At 60.1% G+C, this 23,204-nt stretch carries 33 protein-coding genes; 29 read left to right on the top strand and 4 right to left on the bottom strand.

Features of this window, described 5'->3' with window-relative positions:
* The first annotated feature begins 1 nt into the window (after position 1).
* The 23 genes from rplP (at position 2) to dsbD (ending at position 12,687) form a co-directional block, all read left to right on the top strand.
* Positions 2-418 carry a 50S ribosomal protein L16 gene (rplP, locus tag ACOCG7_RS29275; RefSeq protein WP_007180131.1) on the top strand — a complete coding sequence of 139 codons (417 nt, stop codon included), beginning with the start codon at positions 2-4 and terminating at the stop codon, positions 416-418.
* Between the two features lie 10 nt (positions 419-428).
* Positions 429-623, top strand: coding sequence for a 50S ribosomal protein L29 (gene rpmC, locus ACOCG7_RS29270; protein ID WP_007180130.1), 195 nt, complete (start codon positions 429-431; stop codon positions 621-623).
* Entirely contained in the window at positions 620-892 is a 273-nt protein-coding gene (rpsQ, locus tag ACOCG7_RS29265; protein WP_007180129.1) for a 30S ribosomal protein S17, read from the top strand. The genes rpmC and rpsQ overlap by 4 nt, the downstream gene beginning before the upstream one ends.
* Positions 893-1,182: 290 nt before the next feature.
* A complete protein-coding gene (gene rplN, locus ACOCG7_RS29260; RefSeq protein WP_006052212.1) occupies positions 1,183-1,551 on the top strand; it encodes a 50S ribosomal protein L14 in 369 nt (122 codons plus the stop codon).
* Between the two features lie 9 nt (positions 1,552-1,560).
* Complete coding sequence (rplX, locus tag ACOCG7_RS29255; protein WP_073431857.1) at positions 1,561-1,869, top strand: 50S ribosomal protein L24; 309 nt, start codon at positions 1,561-1,563, stop codon at positions 1,867-1,869.
* 17 nt (positions 1,870-1,886) lie between these two features.
* Complete coding sequence (rplE, locus tag ACOCG7_RS29250) at positions 1,887-2,426, top strand: 50S ribosomal protein L5 (RefSeq protein ID WP_006052214.1); 540 nt, start codon at positions 1,887-1,889, stop codon at positions 2,424-2,426.
* A 7-nt stretch (positions 2,427-2,433) separates the two neighbouring features.
* Entirely contained in the window at positions 2,434-2,739 is a 306-nt protein-coding gene (gene rpsN, locus ACOCG7_RS29245) for a 30S ribosomal protein S14 (RefSeq protein ID WP_006052215.1), read from the top strand.
* Between the two features lie 14 nt (positions 2,740-2,753).
* Positions 2,754-3,149 carry a 30S ribosomal protein S8 gene (gene rpsH / locus ACOCG7_RS29240; protein WP_006052216.1) on the top strand — a complete coding sequence of 132 codons (396 nt, stop codon included), beginning with the start codon at positions 2,754-2,756 and terminating at the stop codon, positions 3,147-3,149.
* Between the two features lie 18 nt (positions 3,150-3,167).
* Complete coding sequence (gene rplF, locus ACOCG7_RS29235) at positions 3,168-3,698, top strand: 50S ribosomal protein L6 (protein ID WP_073431855.1); 531 nt, start codon at positions 3,168-3,170, stop codon at positions 3,696-3,698.
* 12 nt (positions 3,699-3,710) lie between these two features.
* Positions 3,711-4,076 carry a 50S ribosomal protein L18 gene (gene rplR, locus ACOCG7_RS29230; RefSeq protein ID WP_006052218.1) on the top strand — a complete coding sequence of 122 codons (366 nt, stop codon included), beginning with the start codon at positions 3,711-3,713 and terminating at the stop codon, positions 4,074-4,076.
* A gap of 14 nt (positions 4,077-4,090) precedes the next feature.
* The gene (gene rpsE, locus ACOCG7_RS29225; RefSeq protein ID WP_006052219.1) at positions 4,091-4,609 is read left to right on the top strand and encodes a 30S ribosomal protein S5; all 519 of its coding nucleotides are present in this window, start codon (positions 4,091-4,093) and stop codon (positions 4,607-4,609) included.
* A gap of 10 nt (positions 4,610-4,619) precedes the next feature.
* On the top strand, positions 4,620-4,802 hold the full coding sequence (rpmD, locus tag ACOCG7_RS29220) for a 50S ribosomal protein L30 (RefSeq protein WP_073431862.1): 183 nt from the start codon (positions 4,620-4,622) through the stop codon (positions 4,800-4,802).
* Positions 4,803-4,831: 29 nt separating this feature from the next.
* Positions 4,832-5,266, top strand: a complete 435-nt coding sequence (gene rplO, locus ACOCG7_RS29215) for a 50S ribosomal protein L15 (RefSeq protein WP_073431854.1) — start codon at positions 4,832-4,834, stop codon at positions 5,264-5,266.
* 46 nt (positions 5,267-5,312) lie between these two features.
* Complete coding sequence (gene secY / locus ACOCG7_RS29210; protein ID WP_073431853.1) at positions 5,313-6,659, top strand: preprotein translocase subunit SecY; 1,347 nt, start codon at positions 5,313-5,315, stop codon at positions 6,657-6,659.
* 8 nt (positions 6,660-6,667) lie between these two features.
* A complete protein-coding gene (gene infA, locus ACOCG7_RS29205) occupies positions 6,668-6,886 on the top strand; it encodes a translation initiation factor IF-1 (RefSeq protein WP_004521905.1) in 219 nt (72 codons plus the stop codon).
* Positions 6,887-6,906: 20 nt separating this feature from the next.
* Complete coding sequence (gene rpmJ / locus ACOCG7_RS29200; RefSeq protein ID WP_004199844.1) at positions 6,907-7,023, top strand: 50S ribosomal protein L36; 117 nt, start codon at positions 6,907-6,909, stop codon at positions 7,021-7,023.
* Between the two features lie 41 nt (positions 7,024-7,064).
* Positions 7,065-7,430: a 30S ribosomal protein S13 gene (rpsM, locus tag ACOCG7_RS29195; protein ID WP_006052223.1), complete on the top strand. Its 366-nt coding sequence runs from the start codon at positions 7,065-7,067 to the stop codon at positions 7,428-7,430.
* A gap of 28 nt (positions 7,431-7,458) precedes the next feature.
* Positions 7,459-7,863 carry a 30S ribosomal protein S11 gene (gene rpsK, locus ACOCG7_RS29190; protein ID WP_006052224.1) on the top strand — a complete coding sequence of 135 codons (405 nt, stop codon included), beginning with the start codon at positions 7,459-7,461 and terminating at the stop codon, positions 7,861-7,863.
* 157 nt (positions 7,864-8,020) lie between these two features.
* Positions 8,021-8,644: a 30S ribosomal protein S4 gene (rpsD, locus tag ACOCG7_RS29185; protein ID WP_007180123.1), complete on the top strand. Its 624-nt coding sequence runs from the start codon at positions 8,021-8,023 to the stop codon at positions 8,642-8,644.
* 124 nt (positions 8,645-8,768) lie between these two features.
* The gene (locus tag ACOCG7_RS29180) at positions 8,769-9,746 is read left to right on the top strand and encodes a DNA-directed RNA polymerase subunit alpha (protein WP_006052226.1); all 978 of its coding nucleotides are present in this window, start codon (positions 8,769-8,771) and stop codon (positions 9,744-9,746) included.
* Positions 9,747-9,914: 168 nt separating this feature from the next.
* Positions 9,915-10,307, top strand: a complete 393-nt coding sequence (gene rplQ, locus ACOCG7_RS29175; RefSeq protein ID WP_008923330.1) for a 50S ribosomal protein L17 — start codon at positions 9,915-9,917, stop codon at positions 10,305-10,307.
* Positions 10,308-10,490: 183 nt separating this feature from the next.
* Positions 10,491-10,823, top strand: a complete 333-nt coding sequence (gene cutA / locus ACOCG7_RS29170; RefSeq protein ID WP_114163585.1) for a divalent-cation tolerance protein CutA — start codon at positions 10,491-10,493, stop codon at positions 10,821-10,823.
* On the top strand, positions 10,816-12,687 hold the full coding sequence (dsbD, locus tag ACOCG7_RS29165; protein WP_114163229.1) for a protein-disulfide reductase DsbD: 1,872 nt from the start codon (positions 10,816-10,818) through the stop codon (positions 12,685-12,687). The genes cutA and dsbD overlap by 8 nt, the downstream gene beginning before the upstream one ends.
* A 127-nt stretch (positions 12,688-12,814) precedes the next feature.
* Here the strand turns inward: dsbD and hemB are convergent, their stop codons facing one another.
* Positions 12,815-13,813, bottom strand: a complete 999-nt coding sequence (hemB, locus tag ACOCG7_RS29160) for a porphobilinogen synthase (RefSeq protein WP_114163228.1) — start codon at positions 13,811-13,813, stop codon at positions 12,815-12,817.
* A 246-nt stretch (positions 13,814-14,059) separates the two neighbouring features.
* Entirely contained in the window at positions 14,060-14,713 is a 654-nt protein-coding gene (gene yihA / locus ACOCG7_RS29155; RefSeq protein WP_073431849.1) for a ribosome biogenesis GTP-binding protein YihA/YsxC, read from the bottom strand.
* A 297-nt stretch (positions 14,714-15,010) separates the two neighbouring features.
* On the opposite strand from yihA, the gene ACOCG7_RS29150 reads away from it, so the two are divergent.
* From ACOCG7_RS29150 to msrQ, 5 genes are all read left to right on the top strand, one after another.
* Positions 15,011-15,664, top strand: a complete 654-nt coding sequence (locus ACOCG7_RS29150) for a c-type cytochrome (protein WP_073431848.1) — start codon at positions 15,011-15,013, stop codon at positions 15,662-15,664.
* 119 nt (positions 15,665-15,783) lie between these two features.
* The gene (locus ACOCG7_RS29145; protein WP_114163227.1) at positions 15,784-18,006 is read left to right on the top strand and encodes a cytochrome c biogenesis protein ResB; all 2,223 of its coding nucleotides are present in this window, start codon (positions 15,784-15,786) and stop codon (positions 18,004-18,006) included.
* Positions 18,007-18,010: 4 nt separating this feature from the next.
* The gene (gene ccsB / locus ACOCG7_RS29140) at positions 18,011-19,219 is read left to right on the top strand and encodes a c-type cytochrome biogenesis protein CcsB (RefSeq protein WP_114163226.1); all 1,209 of its coding nucleotides are present in this window, start codon (positions 18,011-18,013) and stop codon (positions 19,217-19,219) included.
* 197 nt (positions 19,220-19,416) lie between these two features.
* Positions 19,417-20,412: a protein-methionine-sulfoxide reductase catalytic subunit MsrP gene (gene msrP / locus ACOCG7_RS29135; RefSeq protein ID WP_114163225.1), complete on the top strand. Its 996-nt coding sequence runs from the start codon at positions 19,417-19,419 to the stop codon at positions 20,410-20,412.
* 11 nt (positions 20,413-20,423) lie between these two features.
* Entirely contained in the window at positions 20,424-21,119 is a 696-nt protein-coding gene (gene msrQ / locus ACOCG7_RS29130) for a protein-methionine-sulfoxide reductase heme-binding subunit MsrQ (protein WP_073431844.1), read from the top strand.
* A gap of 78 nt (positions 21,120-21,197) precedes the next feature.
* Here msrQ and lysA read toward each other — a convergent pair whose 3' ends face one another.
* Complete coding sequence (gene lysA, locus ACOCG7_RS29125) at positions 21,198-22,460, bottom strand: diaminopimelate decarboxylase (protein ID WP_114163224.1); 1,263 nt, start codon at positions 22,458-22,460, stop codon at positions 21,198-21,200.
* Between the two features lie 9 nt (positions 22,461-22,469).
* Entirely contained in the window at positions 22,470-22,778 is a 309-nt protein-coding gene (gene lptM / locus ACOCG7_RS29120) for an LPS translocon maturation chaperone LptM (protein WP_073431842.1), read from the bottom strand.
* Positions 22,779-22,813: 35 nt separating this feature from the next.
* Here lptM and cyaY point away from each other — a divergent pair, with 35 nt between their 5' ends.
* On the top strand, positions 22,814-23,131 hold the full coding sequence (gene cyaY, locus ACOCG7_RS29115) for an iron donor protein CyaY (RefSeq protein ID WP_073431841.1): 318 nt from the start codon (positions 22,814-22,816) through the stop codon (positions 23,129-23,131).
* The last annotated feature ends 73 nt before the right edge of the window (positions 23,132-23,204 follow it).

Below are 23,204 nucleotides of genomic sequence, written 5' to 3'. Positions count from 1 at the left end.
GATGCTGCAACCGAAACGCAGAAAGTATCGCAAAGAGCAGAAGGGTCGTAACACCGGTATCGCTACCCGTGGCAACGCGGTGTCGTTCGGTGAATTCGGCCTGAAGGCTATCGGTCGTGGTCGCTTGACCGCGCGCCAGATTGAAGCGGCACGTCGTGCAATGACGCGCCACATCAAGCGTGGTGGCCGCATCTGGATCCGCATTTTCCCGGACAAGCCGATCTCGCACAAGCCGGCTGAAGTACGGATGGGTAACGGTAAAGGTAACCCTGAGTACTACGTCGCAGAGATTCAACCGGGCAAGATGCTGTACGAAATGGACGGCGTAACCGAAGAGCTGGCACGCGAAGCGTTCCGTCTGGCTGCAGCTAAGCTGCCGCTTAAGACGACGTTTATCGTGCGTCAGCTCGGCGCCTAAGGAGCAAATGATGAAGGCTTCCGAACTTCACCAGAAAGATCAGGCCGCGCTCAACAAGGAGCTGTCGGACCTGTTGAAGGCGCAATTCGGCCTGCGCATGCAACTCGCGACCCAACAGCTCACGAATACGAGCCAGCTGAAGAAAGTTCGTCGCGACATCGCACGTGTGCGGACCGTCCTGACTGAGAAGGCGAACCAGAAATGAACGATAGCGTAAAAACCTCGCTCAAGCGGACGCTGGTCGGCAAGGTCGTCAGCAACAAGATGGACAAGACGGTCACCGTGTTGGTTGAGCACCGAGTGAAGCATCCGATCTACGGCAAGTATGTTGTGCGTTCGAAGAAATACCACGCGCACGACGATGCGAACACGTACAACGAGGGCGATCTCGTTGAAATCCAGGAAACGCGTCCGATTTCGAAGACGAAAGCTTGGGTTGTGGCTCGCTTGGTCGAGGCTGCTCGCGTCATCTGACGCCGCAAAGTTGTAGAAGTAATTGAAATCGCAGTAGGTTTCGCTTGCAAGACCAAGATTATTTGATATAATCTTGGTCTTCCCTCTTTTATGGGAGCCCCGTCGCGGGCGAAGTTGGTGGGGGAAGCGGGTCGGGCGCCAGCCTGTTCCGAAGGATTCACCGGATTGCGATGGCGGGTTTCGTTTGCCGTCGCTGCTGTTCTAACCCAAGCAGCCGATTGGCTGACGGGACCAAGACTGACCGGGTACGCCATGGTGGTGTGGCCGGATTAAGTTGGGAAAGATAAACCATGATCCAGACCGAAACTCGGCTTGAAGTGGCCGACAACACGGGTGCGCGTGAAGTCATGTGCATCAAGGTGCTCGGCGGCTCGAAGCGTCGTTATGCCAGCATTGGCGACATCATCAAGGTGACCGTCAAAGAAGCAACGCCGCGCGGGCGCGTGAAGAAAGGCGAAATTTATAACGCCGTGGTGGTTCGCACCGCTAAGGGCGTGCGCCGTCAAGACGGTTCGCTGATCAAGTTCGACGGCAACGCCGCAGTGTTGTTGAATGCCAAGCTCGAACCTATTGGCACCCGTATTTTCGGGCCTGTCACGCGCGAGTTGCGCAGCGAACGATTCATGAAGATCGTTTCGTTGGCACCTGAAGTGCTGTAAGGAGTCGCGATGAACAAGATTCGCAAGGGTGACGAAGTTATCGTCACCACCGGCAAAGATAAGGGCAAGCGCGGCATTGTGCTGTCCGTTGGCGAAGGCAAAGTGATTGTCGAGGGCATCAACCTCGTCAAGAAACACGTCAAGCCGAACCCGATGAAGGGTACGACGGGCGGTGTTGAAGCCAAGACGATGCCGCTGCAAATTTCGAACGTCGCATTGGTCGACGCGAATGGCAAGGCATCGCGTGTAGGCATCAAGGTCGAGGGAGACAAGAAAGTCCGTTTCCTTAAGACGACCGGTGCCGAGCTGAGCGCCTGACGCTGCGGAGTAAAAAAATGGCTCGTTTGCAAGAGTTTTACAAAGAAAAGGTTGTACCCGGCCTCATCGAGAAGTTCGGTTACAAGTCCGTGATGGAAGTGCCGCGCATCACCAAGATCACCCTCAACATGGGTCTTGGCGAAGCGGTTGCTGACAAGAAGATCATCGAAAACGCCGTTGGCGACCTGACGAAGATCGCAGGCCAGAAGCCGGTGATTACGAAGGCACGCAAGGCAATCGCTGGCTTCAAGATCCGTCAAGGCTATCCGATCGGTGCAATGGTCACGTTGCGTGGTCAGGCAATGTATGAATTTCTGGACCGTTTCGTGACGGTCGCGCTCCCCCGTGTACGCGACTTCCGTGGCGTGTCGGGTCGTGCATTCGACGGTCGCGGCAACTACAACATCGGTGTGAAAGAGCAGATCATTTTCCCCGAAATCGACTACGACAAGATCGACGCACTCCGTGGGCTGAACATCAGCATCACGACGACTGCGAAGACCGACGACGAAGCAAAGGCTCTGCTCGCCAGCTTCAAGTTCCCGTTCAGAAACTGAGGTTACCGTGGCTAAACTGGCACTGATCGAACGTGAAAAGAAGCGTGCTCGCCTCGCTGCTAAGTACGCTCCCAAGCGTGCGGAGTTGAAGGCGATCATTGGCGATATGAGCAAGTCGGACGAAGAGCACTACGCAGCACGTCTGGAACTGCAACAACTGCCGCGCAACTCTAATCCGACCCGTAAGCGCAACCGTTGCGCAATTACTGGTCGCCCGCGCGGCACATTCCGTAAATTCGGGCTGGCGCGCAACAAGATTCGCGAAATCGCGTTCCGCGGCGAGATCCCTGGCCTGACCAAGGCGAGCTGGTAATAGGAGAAACATAAATGAGCATGAGTGATCCTATCGCCGATATGCTGACTCGCATCCGCAACGCGCAGATGGTTGAGAAAGTTTCGGTGACAATGCCCTCGTCGAAAGTCAAGGTTGCCATTGCGCAGGTCCTGAAGGACGAAGGTTATATCGATGATTTCGCAGTGAAGTCCGAAGGTGCGAAGTCTGAATTGAACATCGTGTTGAAGTACTACGCCGGCCGTCCGGTCATCGAGCGCATTGAACGCGTCTCGAAGCCCGGTCTGCGTGTGTACCGCGGCCGTAACGACATCCCCGTGGTCATGAATGGCCTCGGCGTGGCAATAGTGTCGACGCCGAAGGGCGTGATGACGGACCGCAAGGCGCGTGCAACGGGCGTTGGCGGCGAAGTCATCTGCTACGTCGCTTAAGGCCGAAAGGAGAGAAACATGTCTCGAGTAGGTAAAAGCCCGATCGCGCTGGAAGGCGCAGAGGTGGCCCTGAGCGACGATCGCATTACCGTCAAGGGCCCATTGGGTACGATTACGCAGGCAGCAAACCGCCTCGTGAAAGTGGTGAACGACAATGGCACGCTGAAGATCGAGCCGGTTGACGAGAGCCGCGAAGCGAATGCGATGTCGGGCACAATGCGCGCATTGATTGCGAACATGGTGAACGGCGTGACGAAGGGTTTCGAGCGCAAGCTGACGCTGGTTGGCGTTGGTTACCGCGCACAAGCGCAAGGCGACAAGCTGAACCTGTCGCTGGGTTTCTCGCACCCCGTGGTGCACCAGATGCCGGAAGGCGTCAAGGCTGAAACCCCGTCGCAAACCGAAATCGTGATCAAGGGGATCAATAAGCAACAAGTTGGCCAGGTCGCTGCAGAAGTGCGCGGCTATCGCCCGCCGGAGCCCTACAAGGGCAAGGGTGTGCGTTACGCCAATGAGGTTGTGATCCTCAAAGAAACGAAGAAGAAGTAAGGGTGCGCAATCATGGATAAGACTCAATCTCGCCTGCGCCGCGCTCGTCAGACGCGTATCAAGATCGCTGAGCTGCAGGTCGCGCGTCTCGCCGTGCATCGCACGAACACGCACATCTATGCGCAAGTGTTCTCGCCGTGCGGCACCAAGGTGCTCGCCAGCGCGTCGACGCTCGAAGCCGAAGTGCGTGCGCAACTGGCTGATCAGACGGGCAAAGGCGGCAACGTTGCTGCTGCGACTCTGATCGGGAAGCGCATCGCAGAAAAGGCTAAGGCTGCCGGCATCGAATCCGTCGCCTTCGACCGTTCGGGTTTCCGTTACCACGGCCGCGTGAAAGCGCTGGCTGATGCGGCGCGCGAAGCCGGACTCAAGTTCTAAGGGAAGAATTCGTCATGGCAAAGATGCAAGCGAAAGTTCAGGCTGACGAACGCGACGACGGCCTTCGTGAAAAGATGATTTCGGTCAACCGCGTGACCAAGGTCGTGAAGGGTGGCCGGATTCTCGGTTTCGCCGCGCTGACCGTGGTTGGCGACGGTGATGGCCGCGTCGGTATGGGCAAGGGCAAGGCGAAGGAAGTGCCGGTCGCTGTTCAGAAGGCGATGGAACAAGCTCGCCGCAACATGTTCAAGGTGCCGCTGAAGAACGGTACCCTGCAGCACGAAGTGCACGGTAAGCACGGCGCATCGATGGTCCTCCTCGCTCCGGCGAAGGACGGTACCGGTGTGATCGCCGGTGGTCCGATGCGCGCAGTGTTCGACGTGATGGGCGTGCAGAACGTTGTGGCCAAGAGCCACGGTTCGACGAACCCGTACAACCTCGTTCGCGCAACGCTCGACGGTCTGCGCAAGCAGTCCACGCCGGGCGACATCGCGGCGAAGCGCGGCAAGTCCGTCGAAGATATTCTGGGCTAAGGTGGACACCATGTCTGATAAAACTGTCAAGGTCCAGCTCGTCAAGAGCCTGATCGGCACCCGTGAAACGCACCGTGCTACGGTGCGTGGCTTGGGCCTGCGCCGACTCAACTCGATCAGCGAGTTGCAGGACACGCCGGCTGTGCGCGGCATGATCAACAAGGTTTCGTACCTCGTTAAGGTCATCAGCTAAGCGGCTGACCAGGACTCAAGGAGTTGATAATGGAATTGAATAACCTGAAGCCGGCTGAAGGCTCGAAGCACGCTAAGCGTCGCGTCGGTCGCGGTATCGGCTCTGGTCTGGGCAAGACTGCCGGCCGTGGTCACAAGGGCCAGAAGTCGCGTTCGGGCGGCTTTCACAAGGTTGGCTTCGAAGGCGGTCAAATGCCGCTGCAACGTCGCCTGCCGAAGCGGGGCTTCACCTCGCTGACGAAGGAATTCGTCGGTGAAGTGCGTCTCTCGGATCTGGAAAAGCTGCCGGTCGACGAAATCGATCTGTTGGCTCTGAAGCAAGCCGGTCTGCTCGGCGAACTCATCACGAGCGCCAAGATCATTGCGACGGGCGAACTGAAGCGCAAGGTCGTTGTGAAGGGCCTGGGTGCGACGAAGGGTGCGCGCGCTGCTATTGAAGCAGTCGGTGGCTCTTTTGCCGAGTAACGCGCAAGTTATTTGCCGTCACTAGCATTTGCATCGGAGAAGGTACTTGGCTAACAGCCCGAGTCTCGCAAAACCCGGTCGCGGCGCGGCGAAGTTTGGCGATCTGCGTCGGCGAGCAGTGTTTCTGCTGCTGGCGCTGATCGTCTACCGTATCGGCGCGCACGTTCCGGTGCCGGGTATTGACCCGGACCAACTGGCAAAGTTGTTCCAAAGTCAGTCGGGCGGCATCCTTGGCATGTTCAACATGTTCTCGGGTGGCGCACTTTCGCGGTTCACGATTTTCGCGTTGGGGATCATGCCTTATATTTCGGCATCGATCATCATGCAGTTGCTGGCGATTGTCTCGCCGCAGCTCGAGGCGCTGAAGAAAGAGGGGCAGGCGGGACAGCGGAAGATCACGCAGTACACACGTATCTTCACGGTCCTGCTGGCGACGTTCCAGGCATTCGGCATTGCCGTCGCACTGGAAAATCAGCCGGCCTTAGTGATCGATCCGGGGATGGTGTTTCGGTTGACGACGGTCGTGACGCTGGTCACCGGCACGATGTTCCTGATGTGGCTCGGCGAGCAGATCACGGAGCGTGGGCTTGGCAACGGTATCTCGATCATTATTTTCGGTGGTATTGCGGCGGGTTTCCCGAACGCAATCGGTGGTCTTTTCGAACTGGTGCGAACCGGGTCGATGAGCATCATTTCGGCGATTATCGTCGTCGTGCTGATCGCTGCTGTGACTTATCTGGTGGTGTTTATCGAACGCGGCCAGCGCAAGATTCTTGTGAATTACGCGAAGCGGCAGGTCGGTAACAAGATTTACGGCGGACAGTCTTCGCATCTGCCGCTGAAGCTGAACATGTCGGGTGTGATTCCGCCGATCTTTGCATCGTCGATCATTCTCTTTCCGGCAACCATCCTGAACTGGTTTAGTTCGGGGTCGCGTACCGGCTGGTTCGCAGACACGTTGCACAACGTGGCCGAAGCCCTCAAGCCAGGCCAGCCCGTGTACGTGTTGTTGTACGCGTTGGCGATCGTTTTCTTCTGCTTTTTCTACACAGCGTTGGTGTTCAACAGCAGGGAAACGGCCGACAACCTGAAAAAGAGTGGCGCTTTCGTTCCAGGCATCCGCCCGGGCGATCAAACGGCGCGATATATCGACCGCATCCTCACGCGTCTGACGCTGGCCGGTGCGATCTACATCGTGTTTGTTTGTCTGCTGCCCGAGTTTCTGGTGCTGCGCTGGAACGTGCCGTTTTATTTTGGTGGAACGTCGCTGCTGATCATTGTCGTCGTCACAATGGACTTCATGGCGCAGGTGCAGTCGTACGTTATGTCGCAACAGTATGAATCGCTGCTGAAGAAAGCTAATTTCAAAGGCGGCGGCGTCCCGATGCGTTGAAAGGACTTATGGCCAAAGACGATGTTATCCAGATGCAGGGTGAAGTCATCGAAAACCTGCCTAACGCTACCTTTAGGGTGAAGCTGGAAAACGGCCATGTCGTATTGGGACACATATCCGGGAAGATGCGGATGCACTACATCCGAATCTTGCCGGGCGACAAGGTGACGGTTGAATTGACGCCTTACGATCTGTCGCGTGCGCGGATCGTGTTCCGGGCGAAGTGATTTGAAAAAAGGGTAATATCATGAAAGTGATGGCATCGGTTAAGCGCATTTGCCGCAATTGCAAGATCATCAAGCGCAAAGGCGTTGTGCGCGTGATTTGCAGCTCTGATCCGCGCCACAAACAGCGTCAAGGCTGAACGCCGCGCTTTTGCTTGCGCTTTTTGTTTGAGGAAAAACAATGGCTCGTATCGCAGGGGTTAACATCCCGAATCACCAGCATACCGAAATCGGCCTGACGGCAATTTACGGTATCGGCCGCACGCGCTCGCGCGACATTTGCGTCGCTGCTGGTGTGGCATTTTCGAAGAAGGTCAAAGACCTGAACGACGCAGACCTCGAAAAGCTGCGTGAAGAAGTCGGCAAGTTCATCGTTGAAGGCGATCTGCGCCGTGAAACGACGATGAACATCAAGCGCCTGATGGATCTCGGCTGCTACCGTGGCGTGCGGCATCGTAAGGGCTTGCCCCTGCGCGGCCAACGTACGCGTACGAATGCCCGTACGCGCAAGGGTCCGCGTCGTGCAGCGCAATCGCTGAAGAAGTAAGCGGAACTGACAGTTACAGGAAAACGTAATGGCTAAGGCTTCGAACAACTCCGCGGCGCAACGCGTTCGCAAGAAGGTCAAGAAGAACGTCGCCGAGGGCGTGGTTCACGTTCACGCGTCGTTCAACAACACCATCATCACGATCACCGATCGTCAAGGCAATGCACTTGCTTGGGCAACGTCGGGCGGTCAGGGCTTCAAGGGTTCGCGTAAATCGACCCCGTTTGCAGCTCAGGTGGCGGCCGAATCGGCTGGCCGCGTGGCGATGGAATACGGCGTGAAGAACCTCGAAGTGCGGATCAAGGGCCCCGGTCCTGGCCGTGAGTCGGCGGTGCGCGCATTGCATGGTCTTGGCATCAAGATCACAGCGATCTCCGACGTAACCCCGGTCCCGCACAACGGCTGCCGTCCGCCGAAGCGTCGTCGTATCTAAGACGCTGTTTTCGCTAGCGCCTGTCGCCGCCGCGCTTGTAAGCCGGCGACCACAGGCCGCTTGCGCTATTAAATTGACTAAGCCCACCGTTCGACCCAAAGGGCTCGGACTAGCGTGAGTGCATGCATTCACGTGATCAATCATAGAAGGAATCAACGTGGCACGTTATATCGGCCCTAAGGCCAAGCTCTCCCGCCGTGAAGGCACTGACCTTTTCCTGAAGAGCGCCCGTCGTTCACTCGCTGACAAGTGCAAGCTTGACAGCAAGCCTGGCCAACATGGCCGCACCTCGGGTGCACGTACGTCCGACTACGGCACGCAACTGCGCGAAAAGCAAAAAGTGAAGCGCATCTACGGTGTCCTCGAGCGTCAATTCCGTCGTTACTTCGCCGAAGCAGACCGCCTGAAGGGCAACACGGGCGAAAACCTGCTGCAATTGCTTGAATCGCGTCTCGACAACGTCGTGTATCGCATGGGTTTCGGCTCGACGCGCGCTGAAGCGCGTCAGCTCGTGAGCCACAAGGCGATCACGGTGAACGGCGTCGTGTCGAACATTCCGTCGATGCAAGTGAAGGCAGGCGATGTTGTAGCGGTGCGCGAACAGAAGAAGAAGCAAGCCCGTATTCTCGAAGCGCTGTCGCTCGCTGAGCAAGGCGGTCTGCCGAGCTGGGTTGCTGTTGATTCGAAGAAGTTCGAAGGCACGTTCAAGCAGAAGCCGGAACGCAGCGACATCGCTGGCGATATCAACGAAAGCCTGATCGTCGAATTGTATTCGCGGTAATCGGATTAACGGCCGGGGCACCCCGATTGCGTTGCGCAAGGGGGCGTCTCGGCTGTTTATTTTCAGGTTGTTACCGGTCAGCCTTATCGGTGTAACGAGCCGAGGGTATTGAAAAGGAAAACCTATGCAAACCAGTTTGTTGAAGCCCAAGATCATCGCAGTTGAATCGCTTGGCGAAAGCCACGCGAAAGTGGTCATGGAACCGTTTGAACGCGGTTACGGCCACACCTTGGGTAACGCGCTTCGGCGCGTATTGCTGTCGTCGATGATCGGCTACGCGCCGACCGAAGTGACGATCGCAGGCGTCGTACATGAGTATTCGACGCTCGACGGTGTGCAAGAGGATGTGGTCAACCTGCTGTTGAACCTGAAGGGTGTGGTCTTCAAGCTGCATAACCGTGACGAAGTGACGGTTACGCTGCGCAAGGAAGGTGAAGGCGTTGTCACCGCGGGCGACATTGAACTTGCGCACGATTGCGAAGTGATCAACCCGGATCATGTGATTGCGCATCTGTCGAAGGGCGGCAAGCTCGACGTGCAGATCAAGGTTGAAAAAGGCCGCGGCTACGTGCCGGGCAATGTGCGTCGTTACGGCGAAGAATCGGCCAAGATCATCGGCCGCATCGTGCTGGACGCGTCGTTCTCGCCCGTTCGCCGCGTGAGCTACGCCGTTGAAAGCGCGCGTGTCGAACAACGTACCGACCTCGACAAGCTCGTGATGAACATCGAGACGAACGGTGTGATCTCGCCGGAAGAAGCAATCCGTCAATCGGCGCGTATTCTGGTCGACCAACTGTCGGTGTTCGCCGCACTGGAAGGTACCGAAGCTACGGCAGAAGCACCGTCGCGCGCGCCGCAGATCGACCCGATCCTGCTGCGTCCGGTTGATGATCTCGAACTGACGGTTCGTTCCGCGAACTGCCTGAAGGCCGAGAATATCTACTACATCGGCGACTTGATCCAGCGCACTGAAAACGAGCTGCTCAAGACGCCGAACCTGGGCCGCAAGTCGCTGAACGAAATCAAGGAAGTATTGGCGTCGCGTGGTTTGACGCTCGGCATGAAACTCGAGAACTGGCCGCCGGCTGGTCTGGACAAGTAATCCCGGGACCTGAACCCGCCGCTGCACTGGCAAAGACGCGGATTTTCCTTTAAAATCCGCGTCTTGTCTTTTTTCACTACCGGCCCGTGCACTCGCCGCCTCAGGGGAAACCGAGGAGCCGAGCGTGATAGAAGAGCTGGAACAAAACTCTGAATCAAAGGAATTAACATGCGTCACCGTCATGGTCTGCGGAAACTGAACCGCACGAGCAGCCACCGTCTGGCAATGCTCCGTAACATGTCCAACTCGCTGATCGAGCACGAAGTCATCAAGACCACGCTGCCGAAGGCGAAAGAACTCCGTAAAGTCGTCGAGCCGCTGATCACGCTCGGCAAGAAGCCGTCACTGGCAAATCGTCGTCTGGCGTTCAACCGCCTGCGCGATCGTGACTCGGTCACGAAGCTGTTCGAAGTGCTTGGCCCGCGTTACGCCACCCGTCCGGGCGGCTACCTGCGCGTGCTGAAGTTCGGTTTCCGCGTTGGCGACAACGCACCGATGGCACTGGTCGAATTGCTCGACCGTCCGGAAGTCGAAGAAACTGAAGTGCAGGAAGCTGAGTAAGCTTTTTAGCACCCGAAGAAAAAGCCAGGCAGCACGCCTGGCTTTTTTGTTGGCGGGAAGAAAGCCCACGCGGCACAAATGCTTGGCGGCCAAATGCCGCAAGCTCGCCGCAGGCATCTCCGCGGTCGCGCGAAGCTAGGTGATACGATAGTGACAGCTGATCGTGCCTGGCCGGAGCCCTCTGTGAACGTGAATGTGACCTTGATTCTGACGACGGTACCCGACGCGGACGTTGCCCAGAAGCTGGCGACGGACGCGTTAGCTGCGCGGCTATGCGCGTGCGTCTCTCAACTGGGCGTTGTTCAGTCCAGCTACCACTGGCAGGGCGCGATCGAAACGGCGCAGGAAATCCAGTTGCTGTTCAAGACAAGCGCCGCGCGGGCGCCAGAACTCGAACAATACATTCAGGCGAACCACCCCTACGACACGCCGGAAATCCTTTCGTGGCAAGCGACGGCATCATCCGTCTACGGCCAGTGGATCACTGCCGAAACCCAACGTCCTCTCCATGTTTAACGGTCTCGACCGCCGCGCGCTTCATGCGCTGCGCATCGTCTTTTTCGTGTTCGGCTGCCTCTTCGCCGGGTCGTTCGGCAGCATTGCCCGCGCTGCGGACGATTTCCTCGACCCGGCGGTCGCCTTCAAATTCAGCGCCAGCGAAAAACCCGGCGAAATCGTCGTCACGTACAAGATCGCGGACGGCTACTACATGTACCGTGAGCGCTTTGCGTTCGCGCCTCGCAACGGCGCCGCAATTATCGGCGAGCCGCAGTTGCCGGCCGGCCACATCAAGTTCGATCAGACTTTCAACAAAGACGTCGAAACGTATCGCAACGAGCTGACGATCCGCATTCCCGTGAAACAGGCGGCGGGACAATTCGATCTGGTGGTGACGTCGCAGGGCTGCGCCGACGCCGGCATCTGCTATCCGCCGATGGACCGGGTGTACCGTGTCAGCGGCGAGGCGCTGCAACCGGCCGGCAACGCGGCGGCGGGCGCTTCCACGCAACCCACCCCGGCCGCCGGAGCGTCGTGGTATGAGCGGGCTACCAGCGCCGACTATGCGCGGTCGCTGTTGCAAGGTGGTGGTTTCTTCGCGATCGTCGGGCTTTTTTTCGTGGCCGGCGCCGTACTAAGCCTGCTGCCGTGCTCGTATCCGATGATTCCGATTCTGTCGGCGATCATCATCGGTGAAGGGGCGCGAGTGACGCGTGCGCGCGGGTTTGCGTTGTCGCTGGCTTACGTGATCGGCATGGCGCTCGTATATACGGCGCTCGGCATCGCGGCCGCGCTGGTGGGGCAAAGCCTCGGCGCGTGGCTGCAGAACCCTTGGGTGCTGGGCGCGTTCGGAATACTGCTGACGCTTTTCGCGCTGACGCTGATCGCAGGATTCGACATCGCCTTGCCGCGGCGTTGGCAAGAAGGCGTTTCGCAGGCGTCGGCGGGGCGCTCTGGCGGAAAATTCGCGGCGGTAGCCTTGATGGGTGCGCTGTCCGCGCTGGTGGTCGGCGCCTGCATGACCGCGCCGCTCTTCGCCGTGCTGGCGTTCATTGCGCATACCGGCGACGCGGTGCTTGGCGGCGCGGCGCTATTCTCGATGGGGCTCGGCCTTGGCGTGCCGCTTCTGATCATCGGTCTCGGTGCCGGCACGTTGCTGCCGCGCGCAGGCTCATGGATGGACGGGGTCAAGGTGTTCTTCGGCGTCGTGCTGCTTGCCGCGGCGCTGTGGATCATCTGGCCGGTGCTCGGCGCGGCCGCGACGATGCTGTTCAGCGCGCTCTGGCTGCTCGTCGCCGCAGCATCGCTCGGTCTGTTCTCGGCGCCGGCCGTTGGCTCCTCAATATGGCGCCGGCTGAGCCGAGGGCTTGGCGCTGCGTTTGCAGTCTGGGCGGTGGCACTGCTGGTTGGCCTTGCCGCAGGCTCGTCCGATCCGCTGAAGCCGCTTGCGGTGCTGGCGGCGCGCGGCGGCGAGGCGGGTTTGGCCAATACGTCCAACGCGCTGGATACGCGGGCGCAAAGCGATCTGACGTTCGCCCCGGTGCGTTCGTCGAGCGAACTCGATCTGGCCATCAAAACGGCTGTGCAGCCCGCCATGCTCGATTTTTACGCGGACTGGTGTGTGAGCTGCAAGGAGATGGAGAAATTCACTTTCAGTGACCCGCGCGTCCGGGCGAAGCTTAAGCAACTGACCCTGCTGCGCGCCGACGTCACGGCGAATAACGCCGACGATCAGGCGCTGCTCAAGCGATTCGGCCTTTTCGGGCCGCCAGGCATCATTTTCTTCGACAAGGGCGGTAAGGAAGTACTGCGCGTCGTCGGTTACGAATCAGCGGACAAGTTTTTACGCAGCCTCGATCGCGCAACCCCGCCCGGTGTGTAGCCGCACACAGGTTTTCGATACGCGCAAAGTATGCGAAAAAAAAAGGAGGCGGGATTAAAAGTCCGCCTCCTTTTTTCCCATGTCGTCAGCGCAGCAGCGTCGTCGCCCGCTAACGAAAGCCGTCAAATCATTTCTGCGAGCGCAAAATTCGCGCGGCATCCAGCGCGAAATACGTCAGCACGCCATCAGCGCCGGCCCGCTTGAACGCCAGCAGCGATTCCATCATCGCCTTGTCGTGATCGAGCCAGCCGTTCTGCGCGGCCGCCTTCAACATCGCGTATTCGCCGCTCACCTGATAAACGTAAGTGGGGAACTGGAATTCGTCCTTCACGCGACGCACGATGTCCAGATACGGCATGCCGGGCTTGACCATCACCATATCGGCGCCTTCGTTGATGTCCGCTTGCACTTCGCGCAGCGCTTCATTCGAATTGGCCGGGTCCATCTGGTAGGTCATCTTGTTGCTCTTGCCCAGATTCGTCGCGGAACCGACGGCATCGCGGAACGGCCCGTAAAACGCCGACGCAAATTTGGCCGCATAAGCCATGATGCGTGTGTGGACAAACTCCTCGCTCTCGAGCATTTCGCGAATCGCGCCGATGCGGCCGTCCATCATGTCCGAGGGCGCGACGATATCGACGCCTGCTTCAGCCTGCGCACGGGCCTGCTCGATGAGAATCTCGACAGTTTCGTCGTTCATCACGTAACCGGCTTCATCGAGCACGCCGTCCTGGCCGTGGCTCGTATACGGGTCGAGCGCGACGTCGGTCAGCACGCCCAGCTCGGGGAAACTCTTTTTGAGTTCGCGAACGGCGCGCGGAATGAGGCCGGCCGGATTGGCTGCTTCGCGGCCATCAGGCGTTTTCAGGGACGGCTCAATTGCCGGAAACAGCGACAGTACGGGCACGCCCAGCTCAACGCATTGCTCGGCCACGCCCATCAGCAGATCGACCGACACGCGCTCGACGCCCGGCATCGACCCTACGGCTTGCCGTACATTCGTGCCCTCGACGACGAACACCGGATAGATCAGATCATTCGTGGTGAGGATGTTTTCCCGCATCAGACGGCGCGAGAAGTCGTCACGGCGCATGCGGCGCGGACGGTAGTGCGGGTAGAAGCTCATATCGAATCGAAGATGATGGATGTGGAGAGTGGACAAGTACGTCTGCGTCTGCTCCCGAAACTTTTCGAGACAATGGTATATCATACCGATCGAGCAAGGCGCCTTGCGCTGACCTCCCCGCTTCTCCTCCCTGAGCGGGTGCCTGTCGTTTTTTCGATTAGGCTGTTTGACCCGCCGTTAAAGCGGCGGGTTTTTTTATGGGCGGCCGAAACGGCGCTTTTGCGTGCCTGACGGAAGCCCCAGCGCTTACTGCGCGGCGTCCGCTTCGCCCGTGGCTTTGGGGATCAGCCAGCCTTCGATCAACTCGTGCGCCTCGTCGATGCCGATTCGTTTGAGCGCCGAGAACAATTGCGCGGTCAACTCGCCTTGGTAGCCGGCGGCGCGATATTCAGCCAAGCCTTTCTGCGTCGCGCGCAATGCGTTGATGCTTTCCTGTCGCGTCAATTTGTCGCATTTTGTGAGCAGCGTATGGATCGGCTTGCCCGTCGGCGCGAACCACTCGATCATCTGCCGATCCAGATCCGTCAACGGACGACGCGAGTCCATCATCAGAATCATGCCGCGCAGTTGCGAGCGCGATTGCAGGTAGGTCGACAGTAGCGCTTCCCAATGGGCCTTGGCCGCGCCGGGCACTTCCGCGTAGCCGTAGCCCGGCAGGTCCACCAGATGCGCGGTCGGCTCGTCCGCCTTGCCCACCGAAAAATAATTGATGTGCTGCGTGCGCCCCGGCGTCTTGCTGGCGAACGCGAGCCGCTTCTGATTGCACAGGATATTGATCGCCGTGGACTTGCCGGCGTTCGAACGTCCCGCAAAGGCGATCTCGGGCTGCGCGGTGGCCGGCAGGTCACGCAAGTGATTGACGGTCGTGAAAAAGCGGGATTGGTGGAGCAGGAAGGACATGATCAGGCCAGGATTCGAGACGCCGGGGAACCCGGAGCGGGGACGGGTCAAGCCCGACTGGCGTCTTAGCGATTAGCGAGTTATTGTACAATACGATGGTTTACTGAAAACCCGAGGGGGCCGCCCCGCGTGCCTTGGCGGCTCCTGGTGGTCACTCAGTCGCTGTCGTATTTTGCAAAACCTTCAGGAAAACGCTGGGCCGTCCCAAGTTTTCTTGCCCCCTTCGGGGGGCCTGGCGCGAGGCGCCGGGTTTGGGGGCTCTCTAAAAAATCCCACAAGACGAGACAGGGTGTGCGAATGAATCGACTGTGCAAGGCTCTGATGGTGCTTCAGGTAGCGGCAGGTCTTTCAGGTTTGGCAATTCAGGCACGAGCAGCAGAGCCGGCAAAGCCGGACGTCAATCGGGGGCAGGCAATCGCAATGCAGGTTTGCGCGTCGTGCCACGGCGCGGACGGCAACAGTGCCGGCGGCGCATACCCGAAATTGTCGGGCCAGCATCCCGAGTATCTCGTCAAGCAACTCAAGGATTTCAAGACGCAGGCGGGCGCCAAGCAGCCCGCGCGCAACAATGCGATCATGGCGGGCATGGCCGCGGCGCTCTCCGACCAGGACATGGTCAACGTGGCGGCCTATTTCGCGGCGCAGGCTCCCAAGCCAGGTTATGCGCATAGCAAGGACACCGTGGCGCTCGGTCAGAAAATTTACCGTGGTGGGGTGGCCGAGAAGGGCGTGCCGGCATGCGCAAGCTGTCACGGGCCAACGGGCCAGGGCATTCCCTCGCAGTATCCGCGCCTGTCGGGGCAATGGTCGGACTACACGGTGGCGCAGTTGTCCGCGTTCACGCAGGGTTCCGGCGCACGTAACAACAACGAGGCGATGCATGCCGTCGCATCGCGTTTGTCGGACAGCGAGATCAAGGCTGTAGCCGATTACATCGCGGGCTTGCATTAAGTAAGAGTCCGCACGCAAGCGCAACCGGCCCGCCGGGGCCGGTGCAAAACAAGAAAAGGGTGGGGGCGTCGTGTCTACGACAGCCTCTCACCCTTTTTTGCTGTTCAGTCGGAGTATGAATGAGCGTCACCACGTCGGGTCTGCAGTCGAAGTCGAGCAATCGCATCGTGCGCAGCATCATCGAAGTCATGAGTTCGATGCGTTTCGCCATCGCGCTGCTCGTGATTCTGTCCATCGCCAGCATTATCGGCACCGTCCTCACGCAGGACGATCCGTATCCGAATTACGTCAACCAGTTCGGCCCCTTCTGGGCGGACATCTTCCGCTCGCTGAGCCTGTACACGGTGTACAGCTCGTGGTGGTTCATGCTGATCCTCGGCTTCCTGATGGTGTCGGTCTCGCTGTGCGTGATCCGCAATGCGCCGAAAATGCTCGCCGACGCCCGGAGCTGGAAAGACAAGGTTCGCGAAGGCAGCCTGCGCGCGTTCCATCACAAGGGCGAGTTCGCGGTGCACGGCGCGCGCGCGCAGACCGCCCAGGTGCTCGCCAGGCTGTCGGCGAAGCTCGGCTATAAATTCGTCACGCGCGAGTCGGACGGCGCAACGCTGATTGCCGCCAAGCGCGGCGCGCTGACCAAGTTCGGCTATATCTCGGCTCACATCGCGATCGTGGTGATCTGCCTCGGCGGCCTGCTCGACAGCAACCTGCCGATCAAGCTGCAAATGTGGCTGTTCGACAAGTCGGCGATCCGCGCGAACACGGTAATCAACGAGATTCCTGCCGAACATCGCCTGTCGCAGTCGAACCCCACGTTCCGCGGCTACGCGTGGGTGCCGGAAGGGCAGCATGTGTCGACGGCGATCCTGAACCAGCCGGACGGTTCGCTGATTCAGGACTTGCCGTTCTCGATCGAACTGAAGAAATTCATCGTCGACTACTACTCGACGGGCATGCCGAAGCTGTTCGCGAGCGACATCGTCGTCGTCGACCATAAGACCGGTGCGCGCGTGCCGGCGCGGATCGAAGTGAACAAGCCGTTCGAATACGAGGGCGTGTCGATCTATCAGTCGAGCTTCCAGGACGGCGGCTCGCAGATGCAGATGACCGCGTTCCCCATGACCGGCGCAAGCGCGAAGACCGCACCGTTCGCCGGCACGATCGGCGGCAACGCGCCGCTTGGCCAGGCCATGTCGCTGGCGGACGGACAGACCGTCGAATTCACCGATTTCCGCGCGATCAACGTCGAAAACATCTCGAACGGCAGCGGCCAGAACGACGCCCGCGGCGTGGCCGCGCATCGCACGCTGAAGGAAGCGTTCGACGAGCGTCTCGGCTCGGGCGCGAAGACGTCGAAGCCGCTCGAACTGCACAACGTCGGCCCTTCGGTGCAGTACAAGGTGCGCGACAAGGACGGCCAGGCGCGCGAATACAACAACTACATGCTGCCGGTGGAAGTAGCCGGCGAAAAGATGTTCCTCGCCGGCATGCGCCAGAACCCGGACGATCCCTTCCGCTACCTGCGCATTCCCGCCGACACCGGCGGCACCGTCAAGGAATGGATGAACCTGCGCGCGACGCTTGAGAATCCGGCCATGCGCGCGGCGGCCGCTCACCGTTTCGCGCTGCGCTCGGTGCCGGGTTCGAATGCCGAACTGCAGCAGCATCTGGAAGAAAGCGCGCTGCGTGTGCTGACCCTTTTCGCGGGCGCGGACAGCAGCGTCAAGATGCCGAACGGCCAGCCCGTCGGCGGCTTTCAGGCGATCGCCGGCTTTATCGATCACTCGGTGCCGAAGGGCGAGCAGGAAAAGGCGGCCGGGCTGCTTCTGCGCATGCTGGAAGGCTCGACGTGGGATTTGTGGCAACTGTCGCGCGAGCAGCATGGCGAGCCTGAAGCGCAGGCCAACGCGGACGCGAGCCGCTTTGTTCAAGCCTCGATCAACGCGATATCCGACAGCTTTCTGTATGGATCACCGGTTTACTTGCAGCTTGACGGCTTCAAGCAGGTGCAAGCTTCGGTATTTCAGTTGACGCGCGCGCCGGGCAAAAAAGTCGTGTATCTTGGCAGTCTGCTTCTCGTATTGGGCATCTTTTCGATGTTCTACGTTCGCGAACGGCGCCTGTGGTTCTGGCTCAAGGATACCGATCACGGCACGAACGTCGTAATGGCGATGTCGAGCGCGCGCAAGACACTCGACTTCGAAAAGGAGTTCGTTCAAACGCGCGACGCAGTCGGCGCCGCGCTGGGCGCCAAACTCACTGAAGCACCCGACGCCGCCCGCGGCGCCGATCAACCCGGCCACGCCGGCGCGCAGTCCGCAAGCTCACAAGATTCGACCCGGTAAGATCATGGACTTGACTCAGGTTTCCCCCTCCTCATCATCGTCGCGGCCCAGCAAGGTGCTCGCGGGCGAGTCGCTCAACGTGGCGGAGTACGACGAGCGACCGTTTCTGAAACGGCTCGGTGTCTTCGACTGGCTGTTCGCCGTCGTGATGGTCGCTGGCGCGGGGTTCGCGCTGTCGCACTATCACGCGTTCATGAACTACTACGACAAGCTGGTGCTGGTGTGCGCGGTGCCGGTGTTCGTCGTGCTCGGCTGGCGTTGGAAGCCGGTGCGTCCGCTGATGGTCGGCATCGCGGCGCTGTCGTTGTGGGCGATCCAGATTTACCAGGGCGATCTGGCCCGTGCCGATCAGGCGTTCTTCCTGAAGTATTTCCTCTCGAGCCAATCCGCGATTCTGTGGATGAGCGCGCTGTTCGTGTTCGCCACCGTGTTCTACTGGATCGGCCTGCTGTCGCGCTCGCCAACCGGTGCGGCAATCGGTTCGAAGATGACATGGGCCGCGGTGGTCATGGGCTTCGTCGGGCTGATGGTGCGCTGGTACGAGTCGTACCTGATCGGCTCGGACGTCGGCCATATTCCAGTCTCGAACCTGTATGAAGTATTCGTGCTGTTCAGCCTGATCACCGCGTTGTTCTATCTGTATTACGAGCAGCACTACAACACGCGCGCGCTCGGCGCGTTCGTGCTGCTGGTGATCAGCGCCGCCGTCGGCTTCCTGATGTGGTACTCGGTCGCCCGTGACGCGCAGCAGATCCAGCCGCTCGTGCCGGCGCTGCAAAGCTGGTGGATGAAGATTCACGTGCCGGCGAACTTCATCGGCTACGGCAGCTTTGCGTTGTCGGCCATGGTCGGCGTCGCGTACCTGATGAAAGAGCGCGGCGTGCTGGCCGATCGCCTACCGGCGCTCGAAATGCTCGACGACGTGATGTACAAGTCGATCGCCGTGGGCTTCGCCTTCTTCACGATCGCGACGATTCTCGGCGCGCTGTGGGCCGCCGAAGCGTGGGGCGGCTACTGGAGCTGGGACCCGAAGGAAACGTGGGCGCTGATCGTCTGGCTCAACTATGCGGCATGGCTGCACATGCGTCTGATGAAAGGTCTGCGTGGCGCGGTCGCCGCCTGGTGGGCGCTGACCGGCCTGCTGGTGACGACTTTCGCGTTTCTCGGCGTCAACATGTTCCTGTCGGGGCTGCATAGCTACGGCAAGCTGTAAGATTCGCCGCTCCGCCCCGACTAAGAACCGCCGCGTGCTTCGCACCGGCGGTTTTTTTATGGCTGACGGAATATTTGCCGCGCCCGACGTGTTCGTCATGGCAGTAGCAACGAATAGCTGGACGGACGCGGGACAAGCGATCATGACTTCGGCCCCGTAAAATGAACGAACCGGCAGGGCCGGCAAGGAGCAGGACGATGTGGATCAAGCGAAGCGACAGAATTCAACTCCTCGGCGACGATATCGCGCGTAGTGAAATCACGCCGCGGCACGTATTCGAGAACCGGCGGCGTGTGTTGCAGGCGGCGGGCGCGCTGGCGCTCGGCGGTCTGATCGGCGTGAATGGCGAGGCGCTGGCGGCGTATTCATCGCCGGACCCGAAGGCGCAGAAGCTCGCGGCGAAGACCAACGCGAAGTTCGTCGCGCTCGACAAGATCACGCCGTTCAAGGACATCACGAGCTACAACAACTACTACGAGTTCGGCACCGATAAGGCCGATCCGTCGCATAACGCCGGCACGTTGCGCCCGCATCCTTGGAAGGTGAGCGTCGAGGGCGAAATCAAAAATCCGAAGGTGTACGACATCGATGAATTGCTGAAGCTCGCGCCGCTCGAGGAGCGCGTGTACCGGCTGCGCTGCGTCGAAGGCTGGTCGATGGTGATTCCGTGGATTGGCGTGCCGCTCTCGGAACTGATCAAGCGCGTGCAGCCGACCGGCAATGCGAAGTACGTGCAATTCATCACGCTGGCAGATGCGTCGCAGATGCCCGGACTCTCGACGCCGGTGCTCGATTGGCCGTACTCCGAGGGGCTGCGCATGGATGAAGCAATGAATCCGCTGACGCTCCTGACGATGGGTGTCTACGGCCAGGTGCTGCCGAATCAGAACGGCGCGCCGATTCGCGTCGTGGTGCCGTGGAAATACGGCTTCAAGAGCGCGAAGTCGCTGGTGAAGATCCGCTTTCTCGACAAGCAGCCGCCGACCAGTTGGAACACCTACGCGTCGAGCGAATACGGTTTCTATTCGAACGTGAACCCGAACGTCGATCATCCGCGCTGGAGCCAGGCGACCGAGCGGCGCATCGGTGAGGACGGCTTTTTCACGCCCAAGCGCAAGACGCTGATGTTCAACGGCTACGGCGATCAGGTCGCGTCGCTTTATCAGGGCATGGACCTGAAGAAGAATTTCTGAGCAACGCGACCATGGCTTTCGATACACAGACTTCCGCTGTGAGCGGGCGCAAGGCGCCGCGAGCAGCGCACGCGTCCACGACGGTGAAGCGGCCCGCATCCGGCGCGCGCTGGATCGTGCCGGCGAAAATCGCGGTGTTTGTCGCCGCGTTGTATCCGCTCGCGCGCATCGTATTGTTCGGCATGACCGATCGGCTCGGCTCGAATCCGATCGAATTCATCACGCGCTCCACCGGTCTCTGGACGCTCGTCTTTCTTTGCATCACGCTGGCCGTGACGCCCTTGCGCCGGTTGACCGGGGTCGCCACGTTCGTGCGCTTTCGGCGGATGCTCGGGCTTTACGCCTTCTTCTACGCGACGCTGCACTTCACCACTTACCTCTGGTTCGACAAGTGGTTCGATGTCGCCGAGATCGTGAAGGACATCGGCAAGCGGCCCTTCATCACCGTTGGTTTCGCGGCGTTCCTGTTGCTGATCGCGTTGGCCGTGACGTCGCCGCGCGCGATGGTGCGCAAACTCGGCCGTCGCTGGCAGACATTGCATCGCGCGATCTACGCGATCGGCGTGCTCGCGATCCTGCACTTCTGGTGGATGAAGGCGGGCAAGAACGATCTGCTGTTGCCGAAGCTTTACGGCGCAATCATGCTGGCGCTGCTGGGGTGGCGGTTGATCGTATGGCTGCGCGAGCGAAGGTCGAAGGCGGGTTGACCGGCAAGCGAGTCGCACAAACTAAAAAGGCGATGCCGCGGTGGCATCGCCTTTTTTGTCAGACGCCGAACTCGACGTTTACGCCGGCAAGATCGTTTCTCCCGCAAACAACTGCTTGATCTCTTCGCGGGCGCGCACCACATGCGCTTGTGTACCATCCACCATCACTTCCGCCGCACGCGGACGGGTGTTGTAGTTGGAGCTCATCACGAAGCCGTACGCGCCGGCCGAACGAATCGCCAGCAAATCGCCGGGTTCGATCGCCAGCAGACGCTCGCGACCCAGCCAGTCGCCGCTTTCGCAGACCGGGCCGACCACGTCGTAGACATGCGCCGGTACGTCGCGCTTTGCCGCTGCTTCGATCGCGTGGTACGCCTCGTACATGGCGGGGCGCGCGAGGTCGTTCATCGCAGCGTCGACGATGGCGAAATTCTTTTCCGCACCCGGCTTCAGAAACTCGACGCGCGTGAGCAGCACGCCGGCATTGCCCACCAGCGAACGACCCGGCTCGAAATACACTTCACGATGACCGTGGCCACGCGCTTCGATGCGATCGAGCACGGTGCGCACGAACGCGCCGATTTCCGGCGGTGCTTCATCGTCGTAGGTGATGCCGAGACCGCCGCCCACGTCGATGTGGCGAATGCTCACGCCGTCCTGCTCGATCTGTTCGACCAGTTCCAGCAACTTGTCGACCGCGTCGAGATACGGCGCGACTTCGGTGATCTGCGAACCGATATGGCAGTCGATGCCGATCACCTCGAGATGAGTCATCGCCGCGGCGGCTCGATACGTCGCGCGCGCGTCTTCGAATGCGACGCCGAACTTGTTCGACTTCAGCCCGGTGGAAATATACGGATGCGTCTTCGCGTCGACGTCCGGATTCACGCGCAGCGAAACCGGAGCTTTCTTGCCCATGTCGGCGGCCACCGCATTCAGGCGGTCCAGTTCAGGAATCGATTCGACGTTGAAGCACTTCACGCCAGCCGCGAGCGCGTCGCGCATTTCGTCCGCACTCTTGCCGACGCCGGAAAACACGGTGTTTTCCGCTTTACCGCCGGCCGCCAGCACACGCGCCAGTTCGCCGCCCGATACGATGTCGAAGCCGGCGCCGAGACGCGCGAACACGTTCAGCACCGCGAGGTTGCTGTTCGCCTTGACGGCCACGTGCACGCTCGCGCGACGGCCTGCGCAAGCGCCGGCGTACGCGTTCCAGGCATCGGTGAGCGCGGCGCGCGAATAGACGTAGAGCGGCGTGCCGAACTGTTCGGCGAGCGAGACGGCGGACACGTCTTCGGCGTGCAACACGCCGTCGACGTAGTCAAAAGCGGATCGAGTCATGCGAGGGTCTTATTGAGCGGGAGTAACGGCGGAGGCGGGCGGCGCGGCGAGTTGGTTTTCCGGCGCCAGCGTGAGCGGCGTGCCCGACGTATTCGGCACGGTGCCCGTTTCGTCGGCGGTTTCGGCGCTGGGTTTCACTTCATCCGGCGACGGCGGTTGCGTCCGGTCGATCGGCTTGGCCGGAAGCGGCGGCACGGTGGGCAAATAGAGCGAACCACGCTGCCCGCAGCCGGCAAGTGCACAACCTGCGAGAATGGCTAGACCCGCTACAATCGCGCGGCCGGGCGCCGCTGCGCGCATCCGAGAAACGACTCGCATGACTGTCCCTGAATAAATAATCGATGGAGTTTAGCATGTCCGATAGTGAATACCTGACCCGCGCGGAAGCCGCGCTAGCCGCCATCGAACGCGCACTCGACGACACCGACGCCGACATCGAATTCGAGCGCAGCGGCAATGTGCTGACCCTCGAATTCGAGAACCGTTCGAAGATCATCGTGAACCTTCAGCCGCCGATGAGCGAGATCTGGATCGCCGCGAAAGCGGGCGGCTTTCACTTCCGTTTCGTCGATGGTGAATGGCGCGATACCCGCAGTGGTACGGAGTTTTTCGCCGCGCTGTCGGAGTACGCGACGCAACAGGCCGGCGAGCCGGTTCACTTCGAAGCGTGAATCCGGGTTAAGGCGGGGGCGGGGTGCTGCTGCCCGAAGCGCGCCTCGCGACTGACGGACCGCCCGCCAAAGC

This window comes from Paraburkholderia sp. DD10, from assembly GCF_049177125.1.
Lineage (GTDB): Bacteria > Pseudomonadota > Gammaproteobacteria > Burkholderiales > Burkholderiaceae > Paraburkholderia > Paraburkholderia terricola.
The sequence above is the reverse complement of the archived record's forward strand: the minus strand, read 5'-3'. Positions and strand labels throughout refer to the sequence as shown.